Origin of the sequence: Nonomuraea sp. NPDC050680, from assembly GCF_040654555.1 — a bacterium.
In the GTDB taxonomy this organism is placed as follows: domain Bacteria; phylum Actinomycetota; class Actinomycetes; order Streptosporangiales; family Streptosporangiaceae; genus Nonomuraea.
This window is the reverse complement of record NZ_JBFAIF010000019.1, coordinates 107,465-130,516: the sequence shown is the minus strand read 5'-3', so window position 1 is coordinate 130,516 and position 23,052 is coordinate 107,465. Positions and strand designations below refer to the sequence as shown.

The window sequence follows — 23,052 nt, the reverse complement described above, 5'->3', positions numbered from 1 at the left end:
CAGTACGATGGCCGCCGTGCGCTCCTGGAATGCGTTCACCGCCGTCGAGGCGGCGGTCCGCGCGATGGTCGCGGACCCGCGCTGGCCGGGGCTTCCCGTGCCCGATCGCGCCCAGGTGATAGCGGCCAGAGCCCTGGTGACGCCCGAAGGGGACCGGTGGCTGTTCGGGGCGCACGCGCGCTGGTATCTGCACGACCCCGCCGACGGCCGCTGGCACCTGTCGCCGCCGCCCAGAGACGCTCGTACGCGCGACGCCCGGCATCCCGCCGCGGTGCTGCCCGTCCGGGTGATCCCCCGCGGGCCGGACTTCGCCGCCGAGCCGGGCTCCACTCAGGCGTTCGTCGGTCCCGACGTGCCCACCGGGCTCACCGACCAGATCCGGCTGCTGCTGCGGGCCGAGGAACGCCGGTCGGAACGCGACTATCCGTTGAGCGCCTTCGACGCGATCTTCGCCAGAGACGTGCCGAGCACGGTCGCCGCGATCTGGGGAACGATCATGTGGTGCGCGTACGCGCCCGCCTTCGACGGCAACGAGCGGCTCATCACGGCCTTCGGCGAATACCTGCGGCGGCCGCTGCCCGGTGACGAGTGGGTGCGCTGGCTGCCCGCGCCGCCGCTGCTCGACCTCGTCACGCTCGTCTCCGAGCGGCTGCGCGCCGGACACTCCCGCGCCGCGCTCCGGCTGGCCGCCACGATGGCCGACACGGCCCAGATCCTGCTGTCCGACACCCGCTTCAGGCCGCGCGCGCTGGCACTGCTCACGATGGTGGAGCCCACGCTCCGGCAGCCGCACCTCGACGACCGCGCGGCCCTGCGCGACGACCACACGGTACGGCAGGCGTGGCTCGACCGGCTGCCGGAGCGGCTGGGCCGGGCGGCGCTGGTGGAGACAGACCCCGAGACGCACTTCCGGCACACCGTCTACGACCTGCTGGAGGCGCTGGACTTCACCACCGAGCCGTCCCGGGCGGCGGCGGCCTTCCTGGCGGACCTCTCCGACTCGCGGGGGCTGCTTCCCGGGTACCTGGACCACCGGTTGCGGCGGGCGTACGAGGAGCTCGCCCGGGCAGGGCTGACGAGCACCTCGGCGGCGGAGACCACCCAGCCCGAGGGCTTCCCCACGCGGGCGCCGTTGCCCTATCCGTGGCGCGCCGGGCCGCCGGAGACGGGCGCCTACGCGGCTGTACCGAGGACGGGCGCGCACGCCGTACCCGAGACGGGGGCCCACGCCCTGCCTGGAACGGGCGCACACGCCGTACCCGAGACAGGGGCGCACGCTCTCCCTGGAACGGGCGCGCACGTCCTACCCGAAACGGGAGCCCACGCTCTCCCCGGAACAGGCGCACACGCCCTACCCGAGACAGGGGCGCACGCTCTCCCTGGAACGGGCGCGCAGGGCTTCGGTGTGTCGCGGGCGTCTGAGGTGGAGCGGACGTCGGCGCCCGTGCGGGAGGAGGCGCGGGCGTCAGGATCCGGCGTCGAGCCGCCCGATCGGGCGGCCGCGGCGGCCGTGCTGGGGGCCGCGTACGCCGTCGGGCTGGCGTGGGGCCGGGTCACGGGGGCGCGGGTGCCGGAGCGCGGGTTCGCGGGAGCGGCGGCGCTCGTCCACCGCTTGATCCCCGAACGCGATGACTTGCCGTTCTAAACCACTAATACCACTATTTCACCCTATCTCCGCCTATACCGTTCTAAGACTTGAGGCAACGCACCATTAGCTGAATTGTGATCTCGGGATTGGGGAAATGATCCCCGCGGGGCCCAGGCGGCGTTGAAAGGAATGACTCCGATGGGCCATGTCGCCGGAAGGGCCTCCGCCGTAACCTCGTAGAGGGTGTGGGCTGCGGAAGGAAGGACGACGCGGTGGGGCACGACGACCTGGACTCTCGGGTCCACGACCGTGTCGCGTTGGACGAGATTGCGCTCTACGCCGAGGTGCTCACCGCCGTCGCTATCAGCGAGCGGCGGCTGACCTTGGATGAGCTCGACGACGCGCTCGGATTGCGGACTTCGGCGAGCCGCTGAAGACCATCACTAATGACCTAGTCCCGGATCCCGTGGGGTCCGGGACGGTCGTTTTCGGGGATGGTTCGCCACGGCACAACATGACTAGTCAGTTGGGCCCGCCGTCTCCTACGAACGGACGAGACGCGCGATAGCCGCTGACGCCTCTTTGACCTTCGCCTCCGCCTCGGGGCCGCCGGTGTTGATGGCGTCGGCCACGCAGTGCGAGATGTGCTCCTCCAGCAGCCCGAGAGCCACCGCCTGCAGCGCCCGCGTCGCCGCGGACACCTGGGTGAGTACATCGATGCAGTAGGCATCGTCGTCGACCATCCGCTGCAGGCCCCTGATCTGCCCTTCGATGCGCCTGAGCCGCGTCAGATATGCCTGCTTGTCTCCGCTGTACCCATGCATGCTTCTAAGGTACCGGTAAGCGGAATCGCTCAGCGGAGGTCGCCGATCAGTTTCTCCCACTGTTCGCCCACTCCAGCCGCCTCGTGCCGGATGGCCGTCTCCAACGCGCCCGCCGCGAGCGAGCGGCGCCGGCGCTCGTCGTCGATCAGCGCGAGCAGCGCGGCCGCGAACATCTCCAGCCCGCCGTCGGCCGCCGGCACCAGCACCCCGTTGTAGCCGGTGGCCACGAACTCGTTCGGCCCCCTGGCGCCGTCGAAGGCCACCACCGGCACGCCGCAGCCCATGGCCTCCAGCACGGTCATGCCGAGATCGGCGGTGCTCGAGGTGTTGGCCACGATCGACGCCTTGGCGAACTCGCCCGCCAGGTCCGGCGTGACGCCCATGAAGTAGACGTGGTTGTGCAGGTCGAGCTCCCGGACGAGAGCGCGCAGCCGCCGCTCCTCGGGACCCCCGCCGTACAGTCGCAGCTGCCAGTCCGGCCGCTTGTCGGCGATGGTGGCGAACGCCCTGATCAGCCTGTCGTACGCCTTGACGGGCTCCCAGCTGCCGCCCGCCGCGACGATGCGGTTGTCCATCCGCGAGCGCGGCCACGGGCCGTCGGGCAGCGCGTCCGGTACGGCGTGTACGGGCGTCCCCTCGCCCAGCAGGCTGCCCCACTCCTCCTGCGCGCTCTCCGTGGCCGTGACGACCGCGTCGAGACGCGGATAGAAGCGCTTGACGGGCCCGGGTATCGCCGGGTTCGTCCACTCCCTGGCCAGCTTGAGCGTCTCTCGTGGCGCGTGCCTGGCCGCCTGGACGCTCAACCCCGGCCTGGTGGTGATGAGGACGTCGGTCTTGAGGCCGCGCAGCACCCGCCACAGCGCCACCTCGGTGCGTACCTGCCCTCTCGGCAGCAGGTGCCTGACCCCGGGCCGGACGTCGACCACGGCGCGTAGGGCCACCTTCGGACTGACGGCGAAGAACGGCTTGTCCTTGTGCCGCCTGAGGCTGATCACCTCGACGTCGTGCCGGCGGTCGGCCAGGGCGGTGGCGAGGTTGAGGGTGGAGCGCACCTCACCGCGCATGGAGTACGCGGACGAGACGACGATGCTGACCTTCACCGGCCCACCTCGATCCGCAGTTCGTCCTCGGCGGTGTAGGCGGGCCGGACGGCCACCCCGTCGACCCTGGCGGACGGGTAGTGCAGCCGGCGGCGCTTGCCGTCGATGTCGTCGAGCCGGGCACCCAGGGCCATGGGCGTCGGCACCCCTTCGACCTCCAGCGACGGCTCCCAGACGCCCGAGGACTCCGGATCGGCCTCGACGACGTCGACCAGCGAGAACGCGGCGTGGAAGCGCACCCCCTGCACGGTGGCCACCGTGCGGATGGTCGTCCCGGCGGGCTGCTCGCGCTGGAGCGCCAGCCTGGCCTCGTGGCGCGAGTCGTCGTCCTCCAGACCGGTGTAGGCGAGCAGGCCCATCACCTCGAACCGGCCCTCCCTGAACCAGATCGAGCGCACCTCCGCCGCGGGCTCGGCGTCGGCTATCTTCAGCGCGAGGAACCCGTTACGGGTGCGATAGGAGCGATAGGCGAGGGTCCGCTTGCACAGGGCGTAGGCGTCGAGGTGGTCGAGCGAGAAGCCCGGGTCGATGCTGCGCAGCCGTGAGCGTTTGCCGTCGCGGCGCAGGTAGGCGTCCCAGCGGCCGGGGCTGAGCATCAGCGGCGCCAGCGACACCGCCAGGCTGGCCTCCCGCGTCCTGGCCCCCGGCGTGCCGAGCAACACGTCCCGCTCGACCCCCGTCGTCCGGTGCCTGAGCACGAGCTCTGTGCCTTCCCTCAGCGGTTCCTCGATCGCGAGTCGCAGGGAGAGCACGTCGGCGAGCGTGACTTCCGCGTCTGTGACGACGACGCGCATCACGAGCCCCCTCCCCGTCGAATGAAGCCATGCGACGTTGAGGTTACCGTGATTTTCCCGTTATGTGGATGGCAGTTTTCCCGCACTTGGGCCCCCTGACGTGCAGAACTCCTCTACAAGCGCTGTAGAGGAGTCCGACATTCCCCCGTCAGGAGCCGCTTTTAACCGATTTGATCAGGAGCTGAGCCACGTCCACGACCTCGAGGGACTCCTTCGCCTCGCCGGTGTTCTTCTTCTCGTTGATGGCGTCGCCGAGCATCACCATGCAGAACGGGCAGGCGGTGGAGACAGTGTCAGGATTCGTGGTCAGCGCCTCGTCGACCCGCTCGGTGTTGATGCGCTTACCGATGCGCTCTTCCATCCACATCCGGGCACCGCCGGCGCCGCAGCAGAAACCGCGGTCCTTGTGCCGGTGCATCTCCTGCGTCTGTACGCCGGGCACCTTCGACATGATGTCGCGGGGCTGGGCGTAGACCTTGTTGTGGCGGCCGAGGAAGCACGGGTCGTGGTAAGTGATCTTCTCCTCGATCGGCGTGATCGGGGTGAGCAGCCCCTCGTCGACCAGCTTGGCCAGCAGTTGCGTGTGGTGTACGACCTCGTAGGTGCCGCCGAGCTGCGGATATTCGTTGGCCAGGGTGTTGAAGCAGTGGGGACAGGTGGCGACGATCTTCTTGACGCCCGCCTCGTTGAGCGTCTCGATGTTCTGCTGGGCGAGCATGTTGAACAGGTATTCCATGCCCAGGCGGCGGGCCGGGTCGCCGGTGCACGCCTCCATCGGGCCGAGCACGGCGAACTTCACGCCCGCGATGTGCAGCAGCTCCGCGACGGCCTTGGTGGTCTTCTTGGCCCGGTCCTCCAGCGCGCCCGCGCAGCCGACCCAGAACAGGTATTCGGCGTCCTCGGGCATCTTGTCCTCGACCAGCTCGACCTCGAAGTCCAATTCGGAGATCCAGTCGGCCCGCTTCATCTCGGACATGCCCCAGGGGTTGCCCTTGTTCTCCAGGTTCTTGACCATCACTCCCGCCTCCGACGGGAACGACGACTCCACCATCACCTGGTAACGACGCATGTCGAGGATGTGGTCGATGTGCTCGATGTCGACCGGGCACTGCTCGACGCAGGCGCCGCAGTTCGTACAGGACCACAGGACGTCGGGGTGAATCACGCCCTCCTCGCCGACCAGCGGCTTGTTCAGCAGCGCCAGCACGTCGGTGTCGGCGTGCTCGGTGGAGGCGGCCATCAGGTAGGGGGCCACCTTGAAGGCGTGGTCGCGCTGGTCGAGGATGAGCATCTTCGGCGACAGCGGCTTGTCGGTGTTCCACGCGGGGCACTGCGACTGGCAGCGGCCGCACTCGGTGCAGCTGTAGAAGTCGAGGAAGCCCTTCCAGGTGGTGTCGCCGATCTTGCCCCGGCCCAGCCGCTCGGGGTCCAGGTCCTCGTCCTCGAAGTCCACGAGCTTGCCGTCGACGCGCAGCTCGGGCGCGGCGCCCAGGCCGTCGGGGCGGCGGGAGAACAGCACGTTCAGCGGCGCCGTGAAGATGTGCAGGTGCTTGCTGTGCACCACGATGACCAGGAACACCAGCATGAAGCCGATGTGCAGGAGCAGCGCGATCTCCTCCAGCAGCGAGCTGGCCGGCAGGATCTTGCCCAGGGCCAGCGACGCGAAGGCGCCCGAGGAGTAGGGGAAGTTGCCGTTGGCCGCCGCCGCGCCACGGGCCAGGAACAGCGTCCAGATGATGTTGAAGATCATGAACAGGACGAGCCAGGCGCCCCCGAGGTGGGAGCCGGAGAAGCGGGACTTACGGCCGAGCGTCTTGGGTGAGTTCTTGATCCGGATGGCCGCAAAGGTGATCAGGCCGAGCAGGCAGGCCACCGCGATGAAGTCCTGCAGGAAGCCGAGCACCGCCCAGGTGCCGATGAGCGGGATGTGGAAGTCGGGCTCGCCGGTGATCGCGCCCTGGACGATGGCGCCGTACGCCTCGATGTAGACGGTCAGCAGGATGAAGAACGCCCACATCACAAAGAAGTGCGCCACGCCGGACGGCGTCCACTTGAGCAGCTTCTTCTGCCCGAACACCTCCACCAGCTGAGCCTTCAGCTCATCGGCCGCGTGCGTCTTCGCGTACTCGATCCGTTCGGGCGCGGGCGGGCCCACCGTGGCGAGTTTGTACAGGAACAACGTCCTGCGGCCCGCCACGGCGACCGCCAGGACGGTCATGACGAGCCCGATGATGGCCACCCAGAGCACGGGACCTCCCACTGACGACGTTGGTTGCCAGCGTACGGTTACGTCACCGGCCAGGCACTTCCGGAATCCTACCGATTAGTAACCTTATGGCCGGTGGCGCTCCCAGAACAATGCTCTACCCCGTCAAGTAGCGCTGTATCGTCGGGGCCAGCAGCTCGACCAGTTCCTCGGGATCGGCGCTCGCCAGCGGCTCCAGCTTGAGCACGTAACGGCCCATGACGATGCCGAACATCTGCGAGAAGGCGGCCTCGATCCGCAGGTGCGGCACCTCGAGCCGGTCGGCGACCCTGAAGAGCAGGGCGTTCGTGGCGAACTCCCGGAACATCGCCTCGGCCTGCTGGTTCGTCATGGCCGACCGGATCAGCGCGATCATCGGCTCGCGCGTCTCGGGCTGACCCGTCACCGTCAGGAGCAGCCGGACGAGCCGCTCCCCGATCTCCTCGCGCGGCCCTTCGAGCAGCACCGGCACGACCTGCTCGGGCGTGACCGGCAGCTGCATCGCCGCCGCGAACATGCCTTCCTTGGTGTCGAAGTAGTGATGCACCAGGGCGGGATCGACCTTGGCCTCCCTGGCGATGCCGCGTACGGTCGCCTTGTCGAACCCCTTCTCAGCGAAGACCCGCCGAGCCGCGGCGAGAATCTCCCCCCGCGTATCCGCCGACCCCGGCCGCCGCCCCGGCCGACGCTTCGCTGTGTTCATTGCCTCGCTCCGCTCGGCGGGCTCGGTGGTCACCGGCCCACAGCCAGGTAGACGCGCATCGGCACGTGCATGACGCCCTCGGGGAAGACCCTGCGCAGCTCCGTCCGCTGTCGTGCGACGAGCTCGTCGGCGGCCTCCGGGGACAGTGCCGCCATGTAGGAATGCGAGCGGAGATCCAGCAGGAAGTCCTCGATGCCGATCAGCCTCGTCCAGGCGATCCAGCGCTCCTCGACCACGTCCAGGGCGGCGGCGATGGGCGGCACGGACCACTCCTCCAGCGCCTGGCCCCAGTAGGTCGGGCACGCCTCCGCCAGCCGCACCTCATAGGCGGCCAGCCAGTCGGCCTGGGCGGCGTGGGCGAAGTTCCAGCAGCCCACGATGGCCCCCTCCGGGCGCAGCACCCGCCTGGCCTCGGCGATCGAGACCACCGGGTCGAGCCAGTGCCAGGACTGGGCGTAGGTCACCAGATCGGCGAACCCGTCCGTCAGTGGCAGCGCGTTGCCATCGGCCAGCACCGCGGCCGTGCCGTCGTCCTCGACCTTCGAGTGCAGGCGGGCCAGCATCTCCGCGCCCGCGTCCACCGCGACCACCCGTGAGCCGCGGGCTCGCAGCGCGCGCGTCAGGATGCCGGTGCCGGCGCCCACGTCGACCGCCGTCGCGCCGGCGAACTCGACGCCGGACACCTCCGACAGCGCGTGGTACATCTCGTCGGGGTACGTCGGCCGGGCCGCGTCGTAGGCGTCGGCGACGCTGTCGAACACCTTGCCCAGTTTCCTCATCGGTCCGACGCTCATCGGGCGGCCGCCAGGTAGAGGCGGGCGAAGGCGAGGGCCTCGGCCAGGTCGTCGATCCGCTCCGTACGGCTGGCGGCCTTGCGGGTGTTGATCTCCAGCACGACCAGGCCGCCGTAGCCGGACTTGGCCAGCCGTTCCAGCATGGGCGCGCACGGCTGGTTGCCCCTGCCGGGCACGAGGTGCTCGTCCTTGTTCGTCACGCCGAGGCCGTCGGCCAGGTGCAGGTGCGCGAGACGGTCACCGAGCTTGGTGGCCATCTCCATGGCGTCGGTGCCCGAGACGGCCGTGTGCGACAGGTCGAGCGTGACGTGCGGGAAGTCGTAGTCGGTCGGGTTCCAGTCGGGTGAGTAGGGCACCACGTCGTTGCCCCTGGCCTTGAGCGGGAACATGTTCTCCACCGCGAACGTGACTTCGGTCTCCTCCCGCATGCGGGCCAGCCCGGCCTCGAAGTCGCGCGCGTATTCGCGCTGCCAGCGGAACGGTGGGTGCACCACGACCGTCGAGGCGCCCAGCCGTTCGGCCGCCTTCTGCGCCTTGACCAGCTTGGCCCAGGGGTCGCGGCCCCAGACGCGCTGCGTGACGAGCAGGCAGGGCGCGTGGATGGCCAGCACGGGGAGCTCGTAATGCTCCGAGAGCCGCTCGATCACGTCGATGTCCTGGCTCACGGGATCGGCGCCGACCATGATCTCGACCCCGTCGTAACCCAGGCGCGCGGCCAGCTCGAACGCGTCGGGGGTGCGTTCTGGATATACCGAAGCGGTGGACAATGCGATCTTCGCACTGGGCACTCGGATGACGTCAGCCACGTTGCCAGCCTAAGCCGGTGACGCCGATCTGGCGCGCGAGCCCTACGGTTGGACCATGCCACGGATCGCCAAAGGCGCCATCCCCAGCCCCAACATCTGGAACTCTCCCCAGGTCTACGAGCTGGAGAATCGCGCCGTCGACCCTGACGGCGCCGCCAACACGGCGATGCGCGCCCTGCGCTCCTGGGACGGCGCCACAGTGCTCGACATCGGCTGCGGCACCGGCTACCACCTGCCGGCCTTCGCGGCCGAGGCGGCGAAGGTGATCGGCGTCGAGCCGCACGGCGACCTGGTCGCCCTCGCCCGCCGCCGCTGCGCCGCACTCCCCTCCGTCGAGATCCACGCCGCCACCGCACAGGCCCTGCCCGTGCCCGACGCGTCCGTGGACGTCGCGGTGGCGCGATGGGCCTACTTCTTCGGCCCCGGCTGCGAGCCCGGCTTACGGGAGCTCTCCCGGGTCGTACGGCGGGGCGGCACGGCCTTCGTCATCGACCTGGACGCCACCCGCGGGGCCTTCGGCAGATGGTTCCAGCGCACGGTGCCCACCTACTCCCCCAGAGCGGTGGAGTCCTTCTGGGACCTCCACGGGTGGCGACGGCAGCCACTCGACCTGCGGATGGCCTTCTCCCGCCGGGCCGACCTGGAGTCGGTGCTGCGCATCGAGTTCACGCCCGAGGTGGCCGCACAGGCGATCGCCGAGACCCCCGGCCTCGAACTGCCCTACCCGAACGTGCTGCGCTGGCGCTCGTATTAGAGGGCTTGACATTGACGTCAGTGTCAACGTCTACCGTGGACGCATGCGCATCGGAGAGCTGGCCGAACGGACCGGGGTGAGCACCCGATCACTCCGCTACTACGAGGAGCACGGGCTGCTCACGGCCAGACGCGGGTCCAACGGCTACCGCGACTACGCGGAGGAGGACATCAAGCTGGTGTCCGAGATCCGGGCGCTGCTGTCCGTGGGATTCACGCTGGAGGACACGCGGCCCTTCGTCGACTGCCTGCGCTCCGGCCACAGCACGGGCGGCTCCTGCAGCGAGTCGGTCGCCGTCTACCAGCGCAAGCTGACCCAGATCGACGACGAGATCCGCGTCCTGCTCGCCCGCCGCGCCGAGGTCGCCGCCCAGCTCGGCGCCGCGTGCCCTGGTTGCGTTCTTAGAGGAGAGAAATGATCGAGCTGAACACCGCGAATTTCGAGGAGAAGGTGCTCAAGAGCGACCAGCCGGTCCTCGTCGACTTCTGGGCCGAATGGTGCGGACCATGCCGCATGGTCGCCCCCGTGCTCGCGGAGATCGAGGCCGAGCACGGTCTGACCATCGGCAAGCTCAACAGTGACGAAAACCCTGAGATCTCGGCCCGCTACGGCGTCATGGGGCTGCCCACGATGCTGCTGTTCGAGAACGGGCAGCCGGTCAAGCAGGTCGTCGGGGCCAAGCCGAAGCGCATGATCGAGGCCGAACTCGGCCTGGCCTGACCACCCGTACCTTGTGAAAGACCGCCTGTACCTGGTGAAGATTGTCGGCGCGGCCCGCTAGCCTGCTCCGCATGGTCAAGTCTGCGCAGAAGCCCGGATACCGCTGCGCCGAGTGCGGGTGGCGCACCACGAAGTGGGTGGGCCGGTGCGGCGAGTGCCAGGCGTGGGGCACGGTCGACGAGGAGGGCGCGCGCGCCGGGGTGCACGTCGTCCAGGCCGGCGCGACGACCGCGCCGGCGATACCGATCGGCCAGGTCAAGGCCGAGATGGCGGCCGCCCGTACGACCGGGGTGAGCGAGCTCGACCGGGTTCTCGGCGGCGGCCTGGTGCCCGGCGCGGTGGTGCTGCTGGCCGGCGAGCCCGGCATCGGCAAGTCGACGCTGCTGCTCGAGGCGGCCGCCCGCATCGCCGAGCGCGACACCGTGCTGTACGTGACCGGCGAGGAGTCGGCGGCCCAGGTCCGTTTGCGGGCCGACCGCATCGGCGCCATCCGCGACCACCTCTACCTCGCGGCGGAGACCGAGCTGTCGGCGCTGGTCGCGCACGTCGACAAGGTCCAGCCCAAGCTGCTCGTCGTCGACTCGGTGCAGACGGTCGGCTCCGCGCAGACCACCGGCGTGCCGGGCGGGGTGACGCAGGTGCGGGAGGTGGCCGCCAATCTCGTACGGCTGGCCAAGGAGCGCAACATGGCCACCGTGCTCGTCGGCCACGTCACCAAGGAAGGCTCGATCGCCGGTCCGCGCACCCTTGAGCACCTGGTCGACGTCGTGCTCAACTTCGAGGGCGACCGTCACTCCCGGCTGCGAATGGTCCGCGCGATCAAGAACCGGTTCGGTCCCACCGAGGAGGTCGGCTGCTTCGACCTGCACGAGCGCGGCATCGAGGGCATCACCGACCCGAGCGGGCTGTTCGTCTCGCGGCGCAGCCAGCCGGTGCCGGGCACCTGCGTGACCGTCACGGTCGAGGGCACCCGGCCGCTGCCGGCCGAGGTGCAGGCCCTGGTCGCCCGCACCGAGGCGCAGCAGCCCAGGCGTAGCTCCTCGGGGCTCGACACCTATCGGGTGCAGATGATCCTGGCCGTGCTCGAACGCCGGCTCAACGCCAAGCTGGGGGGCTGCGACGTGTTCACCGCGACCGTCGGCGGCATCAAGCTGTCCGACCCGGCCATCGACCTGTCGGTGATGCTGGCGGTGGCCAGCGCGGCCGGCGACAAGCCGCTGCCGGCCGGTCTGGTGGCCATGGGCGAGGTGGGGCTGTCCGGCGAGCTGCGCCCGGTGAAGGACGTCCGGCGGCGGCTGAGTGAGGCCGCCAGGCTGGGGTTCAAGCGCGGGCTGGTGCCCGCCGGCTCCCTCGACCAAGGCACCGGCCGGCGCGACGGGCAGCGGGATGGGCAGCGTTCGCTGGTGCCCGTCGGACCGGTGGCGTTCACGGCCGGCTTCGAGGTGGTCGAGGTGGAGAACGTCTGGGACGCACTCACGCACGTCACATAGCGCGGCTAAGCTTGGCTTGACTATTCGACACGGGGGTCAGGTGCCAAACGACAGGAGTCTCGACGACCGCCGTCGCGAAGCCCTGGCCTCCGTGGCCCCGGGCACACCACTGCGCGACGGCTTGGAGCGGATCCTGCGCGGTCAGACCGGCGGCCTGATCGTGCTCGGCTACAACAAAGTGGTCGAAGAGGTCTCCAGCGGCGGATTCGAGCTCGACGTCGAGTTCTCCGCCACGCGGCTGCGCGAGCTGGCCAAGATGGACGGCGCGATCGTGGTGGGCAACGGCCAGCGGATCGTCCGCGCCGCCGTGCACCTGGTGCCCGACCCGGGCATCCCGACCGACGAGTCGGGCACCCGCCACCGCACCGCGCAGCGGGTCGCCCGCCAGACCGGCCTGCCGATCATCGCGATCAGCAAGTCGATGCGGATCATCGCCCTCTACCTCGACGGCATCCGCTACGTGCTGGAGGAGTCGGCGGCCATCCTGTCCAAGGCCAACCAGGCCCTCGCCACGCTCGAACGCTACAAGCACCGCCTCGACGAGGTCTCCGGCACGCTGTCGGCCCTGGAGATCGAGGACCTGGTGACGGTCCGTGACGTGGCCGCCGTCGCCCAGCGCCTGGAGATGGTCAGGCGCATCTCCGACGAGATCAAGGGCTACGTGGTCGAGCTCGGCACCGACGGCCGGCTCCTGTCGCTGCAGCTCGACGAGCTGGTGGCGGGCGTCGACTCGGAGCGCGAACTCGTCGTCCGCGACTACCTCCCGGCCCCCGCCGGCCGCCGGCATCGGCGCCTCGCCGAGGCCATGCACGACCTCGACCAGCTCTCGGGCGCGGAGCTGCTCGACCTTTCGACGGTCGCCCACGTGCTGGGACACAGCGGCGACGAGACGCTCGACAGCCCGGTCAGCCCGCGCGGGTTCCGCCTGCTGGCCAAGGTGCCCCGCCTGCCCGCCACCGTGGTCGATCGGCTGGTCAACCACTTCGGCGGGCTGCAGAAGCTGCTGGCGGCCAGCATCGACGACCTCCAGGCGGTGGGCGGCGTCGGCGAGTCCCGGGCGCGCAGCGTCCGCGAGGGGCTCTCCCGCCTCGCGGAATCCTCCATCCTGGAGCGCTACGTCTGACAGGCTCACCGTGCTCGGCGGGCCTGCTCAGCGAAGGTGGAAGACGCCCATCGGGCTTTTGAGCTTGCCCATGCGTACCACGGCCACGTAGGTCCCCGGCAGGGCGGCCGGCGGGTCGGTACGGCAGTCGCTGCTGGAGCGGCGCCGATTCCAGTCGAGCGAGCGCACCCACGGAACCCCGCGCTGCAACTGCTTGATCTCGGTCGCCTCACCGCTGACGCAGTCGGAGGTCGACCAGATCCGGTCCTCCCCGGAGGTGATGCGCACTTCCATGGAGCGCGGACCCACGTCGGCCAAGCACATGACGGGGCCGGTGTTGACCAGGGTGATGAGGAAGTTGGGCTGGACACCCGCCCCGTAGACGTCCTGCTTGCCCTGCATGCTGAGCACCAGGTCGGCGTCCGTGCAGGGCTCGCCCGGCCGCTTGGGCCGGGTCATGGGCGTGAGCGTGACCTTGCTGGGGCTCGGTGTGGGCGACACCGACACCGACGCCGTGGGGGTGGCCGTGCCCATGGCGAGGGTGCGCAGGCCGGCGAGCAGCGGATCCGTCGAGGGCGACGCGCTCGTGGAGGTCTGCGCGCTGGAGGAACGCTGCGGCCCACTCCCCCCGCTGGAACACGCCCAAGCGACAACCGCCACCACGACGAGAACCGCTACCAGCACGCTCATGCGCCGTCGCCAGTAGACGTCTCCGCTGCCGTCACCCATCGTATCCGGATCCATACTCACAGCATGGTAATCCATTGGCCACGGAGGGTGACGACACGCCGCTGGTCGCCATCTCGGCATAGCCTAGGGCGCGTGGTTGAGCCGAACCTCCTACACGTCCCCGTTCTGGAGTGGTACGAGGACAACGCCCGAGACCTCCCGTGGCGTACCCCCGACGCGACACCCTGGGGTGTGCTCGTCAGCGAGATCATGCTCCAGCAGACCCCGGTCGTCCGCGTCCTGCCCATCTGGCACGAGTGGATGGACCGCTGGCCCACCCCGAAGGCCCTGGCGGCCGAGCTCCCCGGCGAGGCCGTACGCCACTGGGGCAGGCTCGGCTACCCGCGCCGGGCGCTACGGCTGCACGCGTGCGCGAGGGCCATCACCGAGGAGCACGGCGGCGAGGTGCCGTCAGATCACGCGACCCTGCTGGCGCTGCCCGGCATCGGCGAGTACACGGCCGCCGCGGTCGCCAGCTTCGCGTACGGCGCGCGGCACGCGATCCTCGACACCAACGTCCGGCGGGTGTTCGCCAGGGCGGTACGGGCCGAGGAGTATCCGCCGACGGCCACCTCCGCCGCCGAACGCCGGCTGGCCGAGACGCTCCTGCCCGAGCTCGGCGCCGCCCGCTGGGGCGTGGCCGTCATGGAGCTGGGCGCCCTGGTCTGCACGGCTCGCACGCCACGCTGCGCCGACTGCCCGATCGCCCAGGTGTGCGCGTGGCGCCTGGCCGGCAAACCGCCGCACGACGGGCCCGCCCGCAAGGGCCAGACATACGCGGGGACCGACCGGCAATGCCGGGGCCGCCTGCTGGCCGTGCTGCGAGCCGCCCACGGCCCGGTACCCAAGGCGGCGCTCGACGTGGTGTGGGACGATCCGGTGCAACGGGAGCGAGCCCTGGACGGCCTGATCACGGACGGCCTGGCCGAACACCTCGACGACGGCACCTACCGCCTGCCCCACTCCTGACCGGTTTCGTGGCCAGAGCTACGCGGCGGCCGGGGCTACGCGGCCAGTTGCAGACCCAACCCGGTCAGGCTGTTGCGGGCCCAGTCCAGCTGTTCGGCCAGCAGGGACACCAGCGCCCCCGGCCCCTTGGCGCGCCCTGGGACCGCCAGGTTGTGCGTCTCGACCTCGATGTGGGCGCTCCCGCTGACCGCACCCGACAGCATCGCCGCCATCGTGTCGTACAGCACCGCGCCCGTGCCGGGTGTATCGCCCGTGTGGTTGTGCACGTGCCCCAGCTTGACCACCGGCGCGCCCGCGGCGGCCAGCCCCCGCAGTGCCGCGCCGGGCTCCTCGCCGCCGCAGGTGAGGTGGCAGGCGTCGAGGCAGACGCCCAGGTGCTCGGAGTCGATCCCGCACACCCGCTCCAGCGCCTGCTCGGTCGTCTCCAGCACGCAGCCGGGCCACGGCTCGAAGCCGACGCGGATGGTCTTGCCGGTGACGCTGTAGATGCCGCGCAGCTCCCTGGCCAGCCGTTCGAGCCGCCGGGTGGCGATCGCGTGCAGGTCGGCGGGCCAGTCGTGGCGCCAGCCGATCGGGATGGTGGAGATGCTGCCGAAGCGTACGTCGTCGGGCAGCAGGAACGCCAGGATCTTGGCCAGCGCCATCGTGTAGCGGTAGCGTTCCGGCTTGGCCCAGTCGGGGCCTGGCACCTCCAGGTTGCGCCCGCCGGTGCCGTTGAGGCTCACCACCTCCAGGCCGCGCTCCTCCAGCGACCTGCGCAGTCGTACGAGCTCGATGCGGTCGGCCGTGAGATGGTCGGCCACGCCGGGCGAGAGCCACAGCCCGACGCCCATGCGCTCGACCCCGAGTCGCTTGCGCACCGGCACCGTGTAGCGGGTCAGGTGGGCGATCAGGTTCTCCAGGTCCTCCGCGGGGTGTACGCCTGCGTTGTAGGCGAGGTGAACCAGCGTTCCGTCTTGGTGACGCAGACGCATTGAATCCTCCACGGCTTGCATGGTCGTTCCTGTCGCCCGCCTTGGGGATCATGCGGACCTGTCGAGCATGCCTGCTGCCGGGGGGCGCACGCGTCCGCCCTGAGTTGATTCCCTAGTACTCCCCAGGGAGCAGCCCTCACCCTGCAAACGCCGCCTTGGGGACGACTTGGCTGAGACTTGGCAATGCTCTACGCAGTGTAGTACTACTCCCGGTGGCGGTGTACCCACGTTTCCAAAAATTCGGCAACGACCCAGAAAACGACGGAACCCCCCTGTGATCTCTCACAGGGGGGTTCCTAGGTCGAACTCGGGCGCCGTCAGTTCTTGATCGGCGCTGCGATCGCCGCGGCCGAGTCGGGGACCTGGCTGGACGCCGCGTCCTCACCGGTGAAGATGAACTTCGCGTCGTCGCCTTCGCCCTCGATCGTGACCTTGACGATCTGCCCCGGACGGAGCTCGCCGTACAGGATCTTCTCCGACAGCGAGTCCTCCAGCTCGCGCTGGATGGTCCGGCGCAGCGGCCGGGCACCCATGACCGGGTCGTAACCACGGTCGGCCAGCAGCTGCTTGGCGTCGGGCGAGACGTCGAGCCCCATGTCGCGGTCCTTCATCCGGGCGTCGACCTGAGCGAGCATCAGGTCCACGATCAGGATGATCTCCGCCGGCGTCAGCTGGTGGAAGACCACGATGTCATCGACACGGTTGAGGAACTCGGGCCGGAAGTGCTGCTTGAGCTCCTCCTGGACCTTGGACTTCATCCGCTCGTAGTTGGAGTCGGCGTCGTTGGACTTGGCGAACCCGACCCCGATGCCCTTGGAGATATCGCGGGTGCCGAGGTTGGTGGTCATGATGATGACCGTGTTCTTGAAGTCGACCACCCGGCCCTGGGCGTCGGTCAGGCGACCGTCTTCCAGGATCTGCAGCAGCGAGTTGAAGATGTCGGGGTGGGCCTTCTCGATCTCGTCGAACAGGACCACGGAGAACGGCTTGCGCCGCACCTTCTCGGTGAGCTGGCCGCCCTCCTCGTAACCGACGTAGCCGGGAGGCGAGCCGAACAGCCGGGAGACGGTGTGCTTCTCCATGAACTCCGACATGTCCAGGCTGATCAGCGCGTCTTCGTCACCGAAGAGGAACTCCGCCAGCGCCTTGGACAGCTCGGTCTTACCGACGCCGGACGGGCCGGCGAAGATGAACGAACCACCGGGACGGCGCGGGTCCTTCAGCCCGGCGCGGGTGCGCCGGATCGACCTGGACAGACCCTTGATGGCGTCGTCCTGGCCGATGATCCGCTTGTGCAGCTCGTCCTCCATGCGGAGCAGACGCTGCGACTCCTCCTCGGTCAGCTTGAAGACCGGGATGCCGGTGGCCGTCGCCAGGACCTCGGCGATGAGCTCCTCGGTGACCTCGGCCACGACGTCCATGTCGCCGGCCTTCCACTCCTTCTCGCGCCGCTCGCGCTTGAGCTGGAGCTGCTTCTCCTGGTCACGGAGCGCGGCCGCCTTCTCGAAGTCCTGCGCGTCGATCGCGGACTCCTTGTCCCTGCGGACGTTGGCGATCTTCTCGTCGTATTCGCGCAGGTCCGGCGGAGCGGTCATCCGGCGGATGCGCATCCGCGAACCGGCCTCGTCGATGAGGTCGATCGCCTTGTCGGGCAGGTAGCGGTCGCTGATGTAGCGATCGGCCAGCTGCGCGGCGGCCACCAGCGCGCCATCGGTGATGGACACCCGGTGGTGCGCCTCGTAGCGGTCGCGCAGACCCTTGAGGATCTCGATCGTGTGGCTGAGCGAGGGCTCGGCCACCTGGATCGGCTGGAAGCGCCGCTCCAGAGCGGCGTCCTTCTCCAGGTATTTGCGATATTCGTCGAGGGTCGTGGCCCCGATGGTCTGCAGCTCACCACGCGCCAGCATCGGCTTGAGGATGCTGGCGGCGTCGATCGCGCCCTCGGCCGCGCCCGCGCCGACGAGCGTGTGCAGCTCGTCGATGAACAGGATGATGTCGCCGCGCGTGCGGATCTCCTTGAGCACCTTCTTCAGGCGCTCTTCGAAGTCGCCGCGGTAGCGCGAGCCCGCCACCAGAGCGCCGAGGTCAAGGGTGTAGAGCTGCTTGTCCTTCAGCGTCTCGGGCACCTCGCCCCTGACGATCTTCTGTGACAGGCCCTCGACGACGGCGGTCTTGCCGACGCCGGGCTCGCCGATCAGAACCGGGTTGTTCTTGGTCCTCCGGGAGAGGACCTGCATGACCCGCTCGATCTCCTTCTCACGGCCGATGACCGGATCCAGCTTGCCCTCGCGGGCGGCCTGGGTCAGGTTACGGCCGAACTGGTCGAGCACCAGGGAGGTCGACGGGGCCGACTCCTGCGGGCCGCCCGCGGCGGCCGGCTCCTTGCCCTGGTAACCGTGGAGCAACTGGATGACCTGCTGCCTGACACGGTTGAGATCGGCTCCAAGCTTGACCAGCACCTGGGCGGCCACACCCTCACCCTCACGGATGAGCCCGAGCAGGATGTGCTCGGTGCCGATGTAGTTGTGACCCAGCTGCAAAGCCTCACGGAGCGACAGCTCAAGAACCTTCTTGGCCCGCGGGGTGAACGGAATGTGCCCCGACGGAGCCGACTGGCCCTGGCCGATGATCTCCTCGACCTGCTGACGCACTCCTTCAAGGCTGATGCCCAGGCTCTCCAGAGCCTTGGCGGCTACGCCCTCACCTTCATGGATCAAACCAAGAAGAATGTGCTCAGTGCCGATGTAGTTGTGGTTGAGCATCCTGGCCTCTTCTTGGGCCAAGACGACAACCCGCCTTGCTCGGTCGGTGAACCTCTCGAACATCTCGTCGCTCCTCACAGAGCGGTCAGTCAGGCCGGTAAATCCGGTCCCGTCATCCCGCATGCTAGCCCTGGCTCGGCGAACCGTGCCCACTGCCACTGACACGCTCTATAGCAGAGACGTTCCCCGGGAGCAGGGCGTTCACCCTCTATCCAACTACCGATCGGGGGTTACGTGTTCCCGATACGCCGCAAGCGAACGATGTTTAGGACGCTTGCGTGAAGCGCCTGGAATTGGCCGCCACCGCGCCGGCAGATCAACATGGATCGGCTTGCGGCCGGTGCCGGGGAGAGAGCCCGCCCGCGCATCGCCGATGCCTCATGCGTGAGCCATACGGAAACATCCTATGTAAGGAAGCGCGCCTACCGCCAATCGATCGTGGTACAGCACCCGCAAGCCGCGGAATCTCGCTCGTGCCACGGCGCCCGGCAGGCCGCGAAATCTCGATCCCGGCACGGCGCCCGCGGGCCGCGAAATCGCCCATCCGGTCAGCGAGGTTACCGACCCGGGCCGTCACGCTTACCGATCAGGGCCGTCGGGGCATCGGAGAGCCGACACCAAGCCTGGAACGCACCACGCCGGAAAACCGCCCGGAATCGACCGAGCGGGCAGCCCAAAATGATCACATATGGGCGATTAGAAGATCGCCGTCACGAACCGTCCACCATTCGAGAAGCAGCTACAAATGATCATGCGCTTATGGCGTTCGCCGGGGTTCTTAGGCGAGCGGCATAAGCGCATGGTCAGGAGCCGGCTCTCTAGTGAGCCTGTTCGTACTTCTCCACCACGGTAGAGGCGATTCGGCCACGCTCGCTCACCGGCAGACCGTGAGCCTTGGCCCACTGCCGGATCTCCGAGCTCTTCTCGCGGCTCATCGCACGCTGCCCGCCACGACCGCGCCGACGCGTGGTCACGGCACCGGACCGACGAGCGTGCTGTACGAAAGGCGTGAGCGCGTCCCTCAGCTTCTTGGCGTTAAGGTCGCTCAGGTCAATCTCATAGGAGGAGCCGTCAATAGCGAAGCTGACCGTCTCATTGGCCTCGCCCCCATCGAGGTCATCGATGAGAATCTCCTGGATCTGCTTGGCCATCTACGCAATCCTTTCGCGGAGCATTGTTTCATTCGCCAGGGCAAACATATACCCGGAAAGGCGCGGAGACAATTCAGCGCTACAGAGATTCTGCTGAGCAGCGGCTCAGTTGTGGTTCTCGGCCTGATCCTGGCGGTTTGGACGGCGTCCAGCGGCCTCGGATCGGACCAACTTCACTACGCCAAAGATGAAGGCGGCGCCCACCACCACCGGCGGGATCAGCGCTGACAATACGTCGGTAAGGGCCTGCATTCGTCCTCGCCTCCACAGCGGACGGGGGTTTCGATGGGCGCTTTATCCACAAGCGGCCTGGGCATGAGCGCCCCTCATGCCTCACGAGGTGGACAACCGCCCGCACCTGACCATAGTGGTACATGGATGCCGTCCATGTGCCATGTGCGCCAACATCCGGCAACCCGGACGCCCCATAGCCTAATGCCAGTCTCTCCAGGCTCCTTACCGGATCAAGCGAAAATTTTGCGGAAAGACTTCCGTCCAGGCTCACAAGGCTCAGCGAAGATCTTTGGTCACCCGTGTTCCGGCGAGCCTGTCGTGCGGCCCACGCTGCAGCGGCTTGTCGATCAAGATGAGGATCCCGACGCCGAAGACGAAGATTCCGGCCAGCACATTGAGCACCGGAATGCCCATGACCATCGCCGCTCCCGGATAGACCAGGGCTCGTTTCAGCAGAGCACCGCGCCGAAGGCCGCCCGGCTCCAGGCGAATCCTCATGATCGCCTTGCCGAACGTACGGCCGCTCATGGAATGCGCGGCCCAGTCATAGACCGTATATCCCAGCCCGCCGAGCAGCCAGGCGAACACGCCGGGCAACCGGCCGTCGAACACCTCCAGCAACCCGACAGTTCGGAAGGTGCCCCACAGCACCATGAACAGAATGTAATAGAAGACACCGAAGACGAGGGCTTCAATGAGCCGGGCGGCCAGGCGTTCCCACCATTCCGCGGGGGCGGCGTCACTCCACGGCGGCAACCCGGTCATAACCCACCTCGCCCCTTCGGCGAACCGACCGCTACCCATTTTGCTGCCGTCCGCACATACAAAACAGAGGCCGGCCGGGGGCCAGCCTCTGTTTCGCGTCCGCGAAGACTACTTGATCTTCACTACCACCGTGTTGCTGAACTTGTCGGCGAACGTCTGCTGCAGCGGCTTGTCCCAGAGTTGGGAGGCGCCGTTCAGCGCGACGACGATCCCGCCGAGCAGCGCACCGACCCACGGGATGATGCCGAGGATGTATCCACCCCAGGTGCCACCGGCCCGCTTGAGCGCCACGTCGTTCGGCAGGCCGCCCGGAGGCAGCATGGTGCCCGTCGGCACGATCTTGATCCCCATGACCATCTTGCCGACCGTCTGGCCGCTCATCTTGGTCATGAAGAACTCGTAGGCGACGTACACCGCCGTCATCACGACGGCGATGACGATGTTGTAGGCGGTGTAGCCCAGCAGGCCGCTCGAGACGCCGGTCACGGAGTTGTAGCCGGAGAGCAGGATGGCCCCGAAAACGAGACCGATCACCCAGTTCGCGATGCCGAAGATGACACCGTCGATGATCCTCGCCACGAGCCGCTGCCACCACTCGGCGAGCGGGGCCGGGGCACCGGGGGGCTGAACCCCGTGTGGCTGCTGCTGCCCGTAGCCGGGCTGCTGACCGTACGGCTGCTGCCCGTAGGCGGGCTGCTGGCCGTACTGCTGTTGCTGCTGCCCGTAGTCCGGCTGGCCGTACTGCTGCTGGCCGTAGCCCGGCTGGGACGGCTGCTGTTGCCCGTAACCGGGCTGCTGGCCGTAACCGGGTTGCTGGCCATAGCCGGGCTGCTGGCCCGACGGGGGTTGCTGGCCATAGCCGGGCTGCTGGCCCGACGGGGGCTGCTGGCCGTACTGCTGCTGGCCGTAGCCGGGTTGCGACGGCTGCTGCTGGCCGTAGCCCGGCTGGGACGGCTGCTGCTGCCCGTAACCGGGCTGCTGGCCGTATCCGGGCTGGGATTGCGGTTGCTGGCCGTAACCGGGTTGCGATTGCGGCTGCTGGCCGTATCCGGGCTGGCCGTACTCGGGTTGCTGACCCGAAGCCTGCTGCTGACCGTATCCGGGCTGCTGGCCGTATCCGGGCTGCTGACCGTATTCAGGTTGCTGGCCGTAGCCGGGCTGCTGCCCGTACTGCGGCTGTTGTCCATACTGCGGTTGCTGTGGCTGCTGGCCGTAGCCCTGCTGCTGCTGCTGCCCGTACTGCGGCTGCTGGCCGTAGCCCTGCTGCTGCTGACCGTAGTTGGGCTGCTGACCGTAGGCGTCGTCCGCCCGGTAGCCAACGACCGTCGCATCCGGGTCGGGCTCGCCATAGGGACGGCCCGCGTTGTGATGTCCGTATTCAGTCCCGCCAGGCGCAGAGTTCTCGCCGGATTCGTCCTGTGGATACGGCGGCTGTCCGGTGCTCACCGTGTCACCTCGCTTCGAGTGCGCATGTGGCACGTGTCAGGACACATGCCTGTGCTGCCCAACGTATCGACATAGGTATCAACAATCACCTTTCCCATTAGTCAAGGTCCGCGTCACCCGATGTCAGGTGGAGAAGCATGCGGGTGTTCCCCAGGGTGTTGGGCTTGACGTGTTCGAGGTCGAGGAACTCGGCGACACCCTCGTCGTACGAGGCCAGCAGCTCCGCATAGACCTCGGGTGAGACCGGGGTGCCCTGTACGGGGCGGAATCCATGCCTCGCGAAAAAATCCACCTCGAAAGTCAGACAGAAAACCCGGCGCAGGCCGAGTTCCCGGGCCGTTTTGATCAAGGAGGAGACGATCCGATGCCCGATTCCGAAGCCACGGAACTCCGGATCGACGGCCACCGTGCGAATCTCCGCGAGATCCTCCCAAAGAACATGCAGCGCGCCACAGCCGACCACTTGGCCGCCGCGCTCGGCGATCCAGAACTCCTGCACGTCCTCGTACAGCGTGACGGTGGCCTTCTCCAGAAGCCGGGGTCCAGCGCCCGCGTATGTGTCGACCAGGAGACGGATCGTCCTGACATCCGGCGTGCGGGCACGCCGGACGACGACTTCCGTGTCCGGGACTGTCACTTCGGCGACCTGCTCCATGGGTCTCCAGCGTACAGATCCGATTACGGCCTCCCCCTAACTCTGACGTCTCTCCCATCTCATGACATCTCGTGGTTGATCGAGCACGATGCGGGATCCCTTGGCACACAGGCTTCCATGCCTTGACGAACTTGGTGCAAAAAGGACATAAAGTTTGTTCAGCACCGGCAAGCACGAGATCACCTCGTGACCCTTCGGTTGCGAAACCTCTACAGACTTGGCAGTTCTGGTTGAGCACGAACCCGGAGTGCACTAGTGTCCAGCGACGATGTCACCCACGCGAGCCAGCGTGGAGACACGCCCAATCCCGCAAGGGAGCCGGGGACCCGCCGGTGGCGACCTCATCCCGACGCCACCACCCATGGGGTGAATCCGAGCGAGTCGTTCGGTAGGGCTGCTCCGGCCCGAACCCGTCAGCTAACCCGGTAGGCGCCGATGAGAGGAGCT

The 23,052-nt window shown here is 68.3% G+C and carries 22 protein-coding genes, 1 pseudogene and 1 riboswitch; of the genes and pseudogenes, 9 read left to right on the top strand and 14 right to left on the bottom strand.

The features are described from left to right. Positions 1 to 16 precede the first annotated feature (16 nt). Positions 17 to 1,645 (top strand): hypothetical protein, encoded by a 1,629-nt coding sequence (locus tag AB0H88_RS40935; protein ID WP_357653959.1) that lies wholly within the window; start codon positions 17 to 19, stop codon positions 1,643 to 1,645. 215 nt (positions 1,646 to 1,860) lie between these two features. After that, the gene (locus AB0H88_RS40930) at positions 1,861 to 2,022 is read left to right on the top strand and encodes a hypothetical protein (RefSeq protein ID WP_175589978.1); all 162 of its coding nucleotides are present in this window, start codon (positions 1,861 to 1,863) and stop codon (positions 2,020 to 2,022) included. Positions 2,023 to 2,130: 108 nt separating this feature from the next. Here the strand turns inward: AB0H88_RS40930 and AB0H88_RS40925 are convergent, their stop codons facing one another. The 7 genes from AB0H88_RS40925 to AB0H88_RS40895 form a co-directional block, all read right to left on the bottom strand. Then, on the bottom strand, positions 2,131 to 2,412 hold the full coding sequence (locus AB0H88_RS40925; RefSeq protein WP_080044376.1) for a metal-sensitive transcriptional regulator: 282 nt from the start codon (positions 2,410 to 2,412) through the stop codon (positions 2,131 to 2,133). A gap of 29 nt (positions 2,413 to 2,441) precedes the next feature. After that, complete coding sequence (locus tag AB0H88_RS40920; protein WP_357653958.1) at positions 2,442 to 3,512, bottom strand: glycosyltransferase; 1,071 nt, start codon at positions 3,510 to 3,512, stop codon at positions 2,442 to 2,444. Continuing rightward, positions 3,509 to 4,306: a hypothetical protein gene (locus AB0H88_RS40915; RefSeq protein WP_357654003.1), complete on the bottom strand. Its 798-nt coding sequence runs from the start codon at positions 4,304 to 4,306 to the stop codon at positions 3,509 to 3,511. Before AB0H88_RS40915 ends, AB0H88_RS40920 begins: the two co-directional genes overlap by 4 nt. Before the next feature lie 148 nt (positions 4,307 to 4,454). Beyond that, the gene (locus AB0H88_RS40910) at positions 4,455 to 6,554 is read right to left on the bottom strand and encodes a (Fe-S)-binding protein (protein WP_357653957.1); all 2,100 of its coding nucleotides are present in this window, start codon (positions 6,552 to 6,554) and stop codon (positions 4,455 to 4,457) included. Positions 6,555 to 6,669: 115 nt separating this feature from the next. Further along, entirely contained in the window at positions 6,670 to 7,254 is a 585-nt protein-coding gene (locus AB0H88_RS40905; RefSeq protein WP_357653956.1) for a TetR family transcriptional regulator, read from the bottom strand. 29 nt (positions 7,255 to 7,283) lie between these two features. Then, on the bottom strand, positions 7,284 to 8,033 hold the full coding sequence (locus AB0H88_RS40900) for a class I SAM-dependent methyltransferase (protein ID WP_357653955.1): 750 nt from the start codon (positions 8,031 to 8,033) through the stop codon (positions 7,284 to 7,286). 11 nt (positions 8,034 to 8,044) lie between these two features. Next, entirely contained in the window at positions 8,045 to 8,854 is an 810-nt protein-coding gene (locus AB0H88_RS40895; protein WP_357653954.1) for a sugar phosphate isomerase/epimerase, read from the bottom strand. A 55-nt stretch (positions 8,855 to 8,909) separates the two neighbouring features. Between AB0H88_RS40895 and AB0H88_RS40890 the strand changes: the two genes are divergently transcribed. The 5 genes from AB0H88_RS40890 (at position 8,910) to disA (ending at position 12,941) form a co-directional block, all read left to right on the top strand. Beyond that, positions 8,910 to 9,608: a class I SAM-dependent methyltransferase gene (locus AB0H88_RS40890; RefSeq protein WP_357653953.1), complete on the top strand. Its 699-nt coding sequence runs from the start codon at positions 8,910 to 8,912 to the stop codon at positions 9,606 to 9,608. Between the two features lie 43 nt (positions 9,609 to 9,651). After that, on the top strand, positions 9,652 to 10,026 hold the full coding sequence (locus tag AB0H88_RS40885) for a MerR family transcriptional regulator (RefSeq protein ID WP_357653952.1): 375 nt from the start codon (positions 9,652 to 9,654) through the stop codon (positions 10,024 to 10,026). Further along, entirely contained in the window at positions 10,023 to 10,328 is a 306-nt protein-coding gene (gene trxA, locus AB0H88_RS40880; RefSeq protein ID WP_357653951.1) for a thioredoxin, read from the top strand. Before AB0H88_RS40885 ends, trxA begins: the two co-directional genes overlap by 4 nt. 71 nt (positions 10,329 to 10,399) lie before the next feature. Then, complete coding sequence (radA, locus tag AB0H88_RS40875; protein WP_357653950.1) at positions 10,400 to 11,818, top strand: DNA repair protein RadA; 1,419 nt, start codon at positions 10,400 to 10,402, stop codon at positions 11,816 to 11,818. A gap of 40 nt (positions 11,819 to 11,858) precedes the next feature. Further along, on the top strand, positions 11,859 to 12,941 hold the full coding sequence (gene disA, locus AB0H88_RS40870; protein WP_357653949.1) for a DNA integrity scanning diadenylate cyclase DisA: 1,083 nt from the start codon (positions 11,859 to 11,861) through the stop codon (positions 12,939 to 12,941). A 27-nt stretch (positions 12,942 to 12,968) separates the two neighbouring features. Here the strand turns inward: disA and AB0H88_RS40865 are convergent, their stop codons facing one another. After that, complete coding sequence (locus tag AB0H88_RS40865) at positions 12,969 to 13,664, bottom strand: hypothetical protein (RefSeq protein WP_357653948.1); 696 nt, start codon at positions 13,662 to 13,664, stop codon at positions 12,969 to 12,971. Between the two features lie 78 nt (positions 13,665 to 13,742). Between AB0H88_RS40865 and AB0H88_RS40860 the strand changes: the two genes are divergently transcribed. Further along, positions 13,743 to 14,618, top strand: coding sequence for an A/G-specific adenine glycosylase (locus tag AB0H88_RS40860; protein ID WP_357653947.1), 876 nt, complete (start codon positions 13,743 to 13,745; stop codon positions 14,616 to 14,618). A gap of 35 nt (positions 14,619 to 14,653) precedes the next feature. Here the strand turns inward: AB0H88_RS40860 and AB0H88_RS40855 are convergent, their stop codons facing one another. The 5 genes and pseudogenes from AB0H88_RS40855 to AB0H88_RS40835 form a co-directional block, all read right to left on the bottom strand. Then, a complete protein-coding gene (locus tag AB0H88_RS40855) occupies positions 14,654 to 15,592 on the bottom strand; it encodes a TIM barrel protein (RefSeq protein ID WP_357653946.1) in 939 nt (312 codons plus the stop codon). A gap of 317 nt (positions 15,593 to 15,909) precedes the next feature. Further along, entirely contained in the window at positions 15,910 to 18,417 is a 2,508-nt protein-coding gene (locus AB0H88_RS40850; protein WP_357653945.1) for an ATP-dependent Clp protease ATP-binding subunit, read from the bottom strand. Positions 18,418 to 19,172: 755 nt separating this feature from the next. Next, positions 19,173 to 19,505 carry an Lsr2 family protein gene (locus tag AB0H88_RS40845; protein ID WP_357653944.1) on the bottom strand — a complete coding sequence of 111 codons (333 nt, stop codon included), beginning with the start codon at positions 19,503 to 19,505 and terminating at the stop codon, positions 19,173 to 19,175. A 510-nt stretch (positions 19,506 to 20,015) separates the two neighbouring features. Next, complete coding sequence (locus tag AB0H88_RS40840) at positions 20,016 to 20,504, bottom strand: RDD family protein (RefSeq protein WP_357653943.1); 489 nt, start codon at positions 20,502 to 20,504, stop codon at positions 20,016 to 20,018. A gap of 108 nt (positions 20,505 to 20,612) precedes the next feature. Then, positions 20,613 to 21,092 (bottom strand): annotated as a pseudogene (locus tag AB0H88_RS40835) (RDD family protein); the annotation flags it as partial. Between the two features lie 45 nt (positions 21,093 to 21,137). Between AB0H88_RS40835 and AB0H88_RS40830 the strand changes: the two are divergent. Next, complete coding sequence (locus AB0H88_RS40830) at positions 21,138 to 22,025, top strand: hypothetical protein (RefSeq protein WP_357654004.1); 888 nt, start codon at positions 21,138 to 21,140, stop codon at positions 22,023 to 22,025. Positions 22,026 to 22,047: 22 nt separating this feature from the next. Here the strand turns inward: AB0H88_RS40830 and AB0H88_RS40825 are convergent, their stop codons facing one another. After that, positions 22,048 to 22,605, bottom strand: a complete 558-nt coding sequence (locus AB0H88_RS40825) for an amino-acid N-acetyltransferase (protein WP_357653942.1) — start codon at positions 22,603 to 22,605, stop codon at positions 22,048 to 22,050. 288 nt (positions 22,606 to 22,893) lie between these two features. Next, positions 22,894 to 23,052, top strand: a riboswitch (cyclic di-AMP (ydaO/yuaA leader).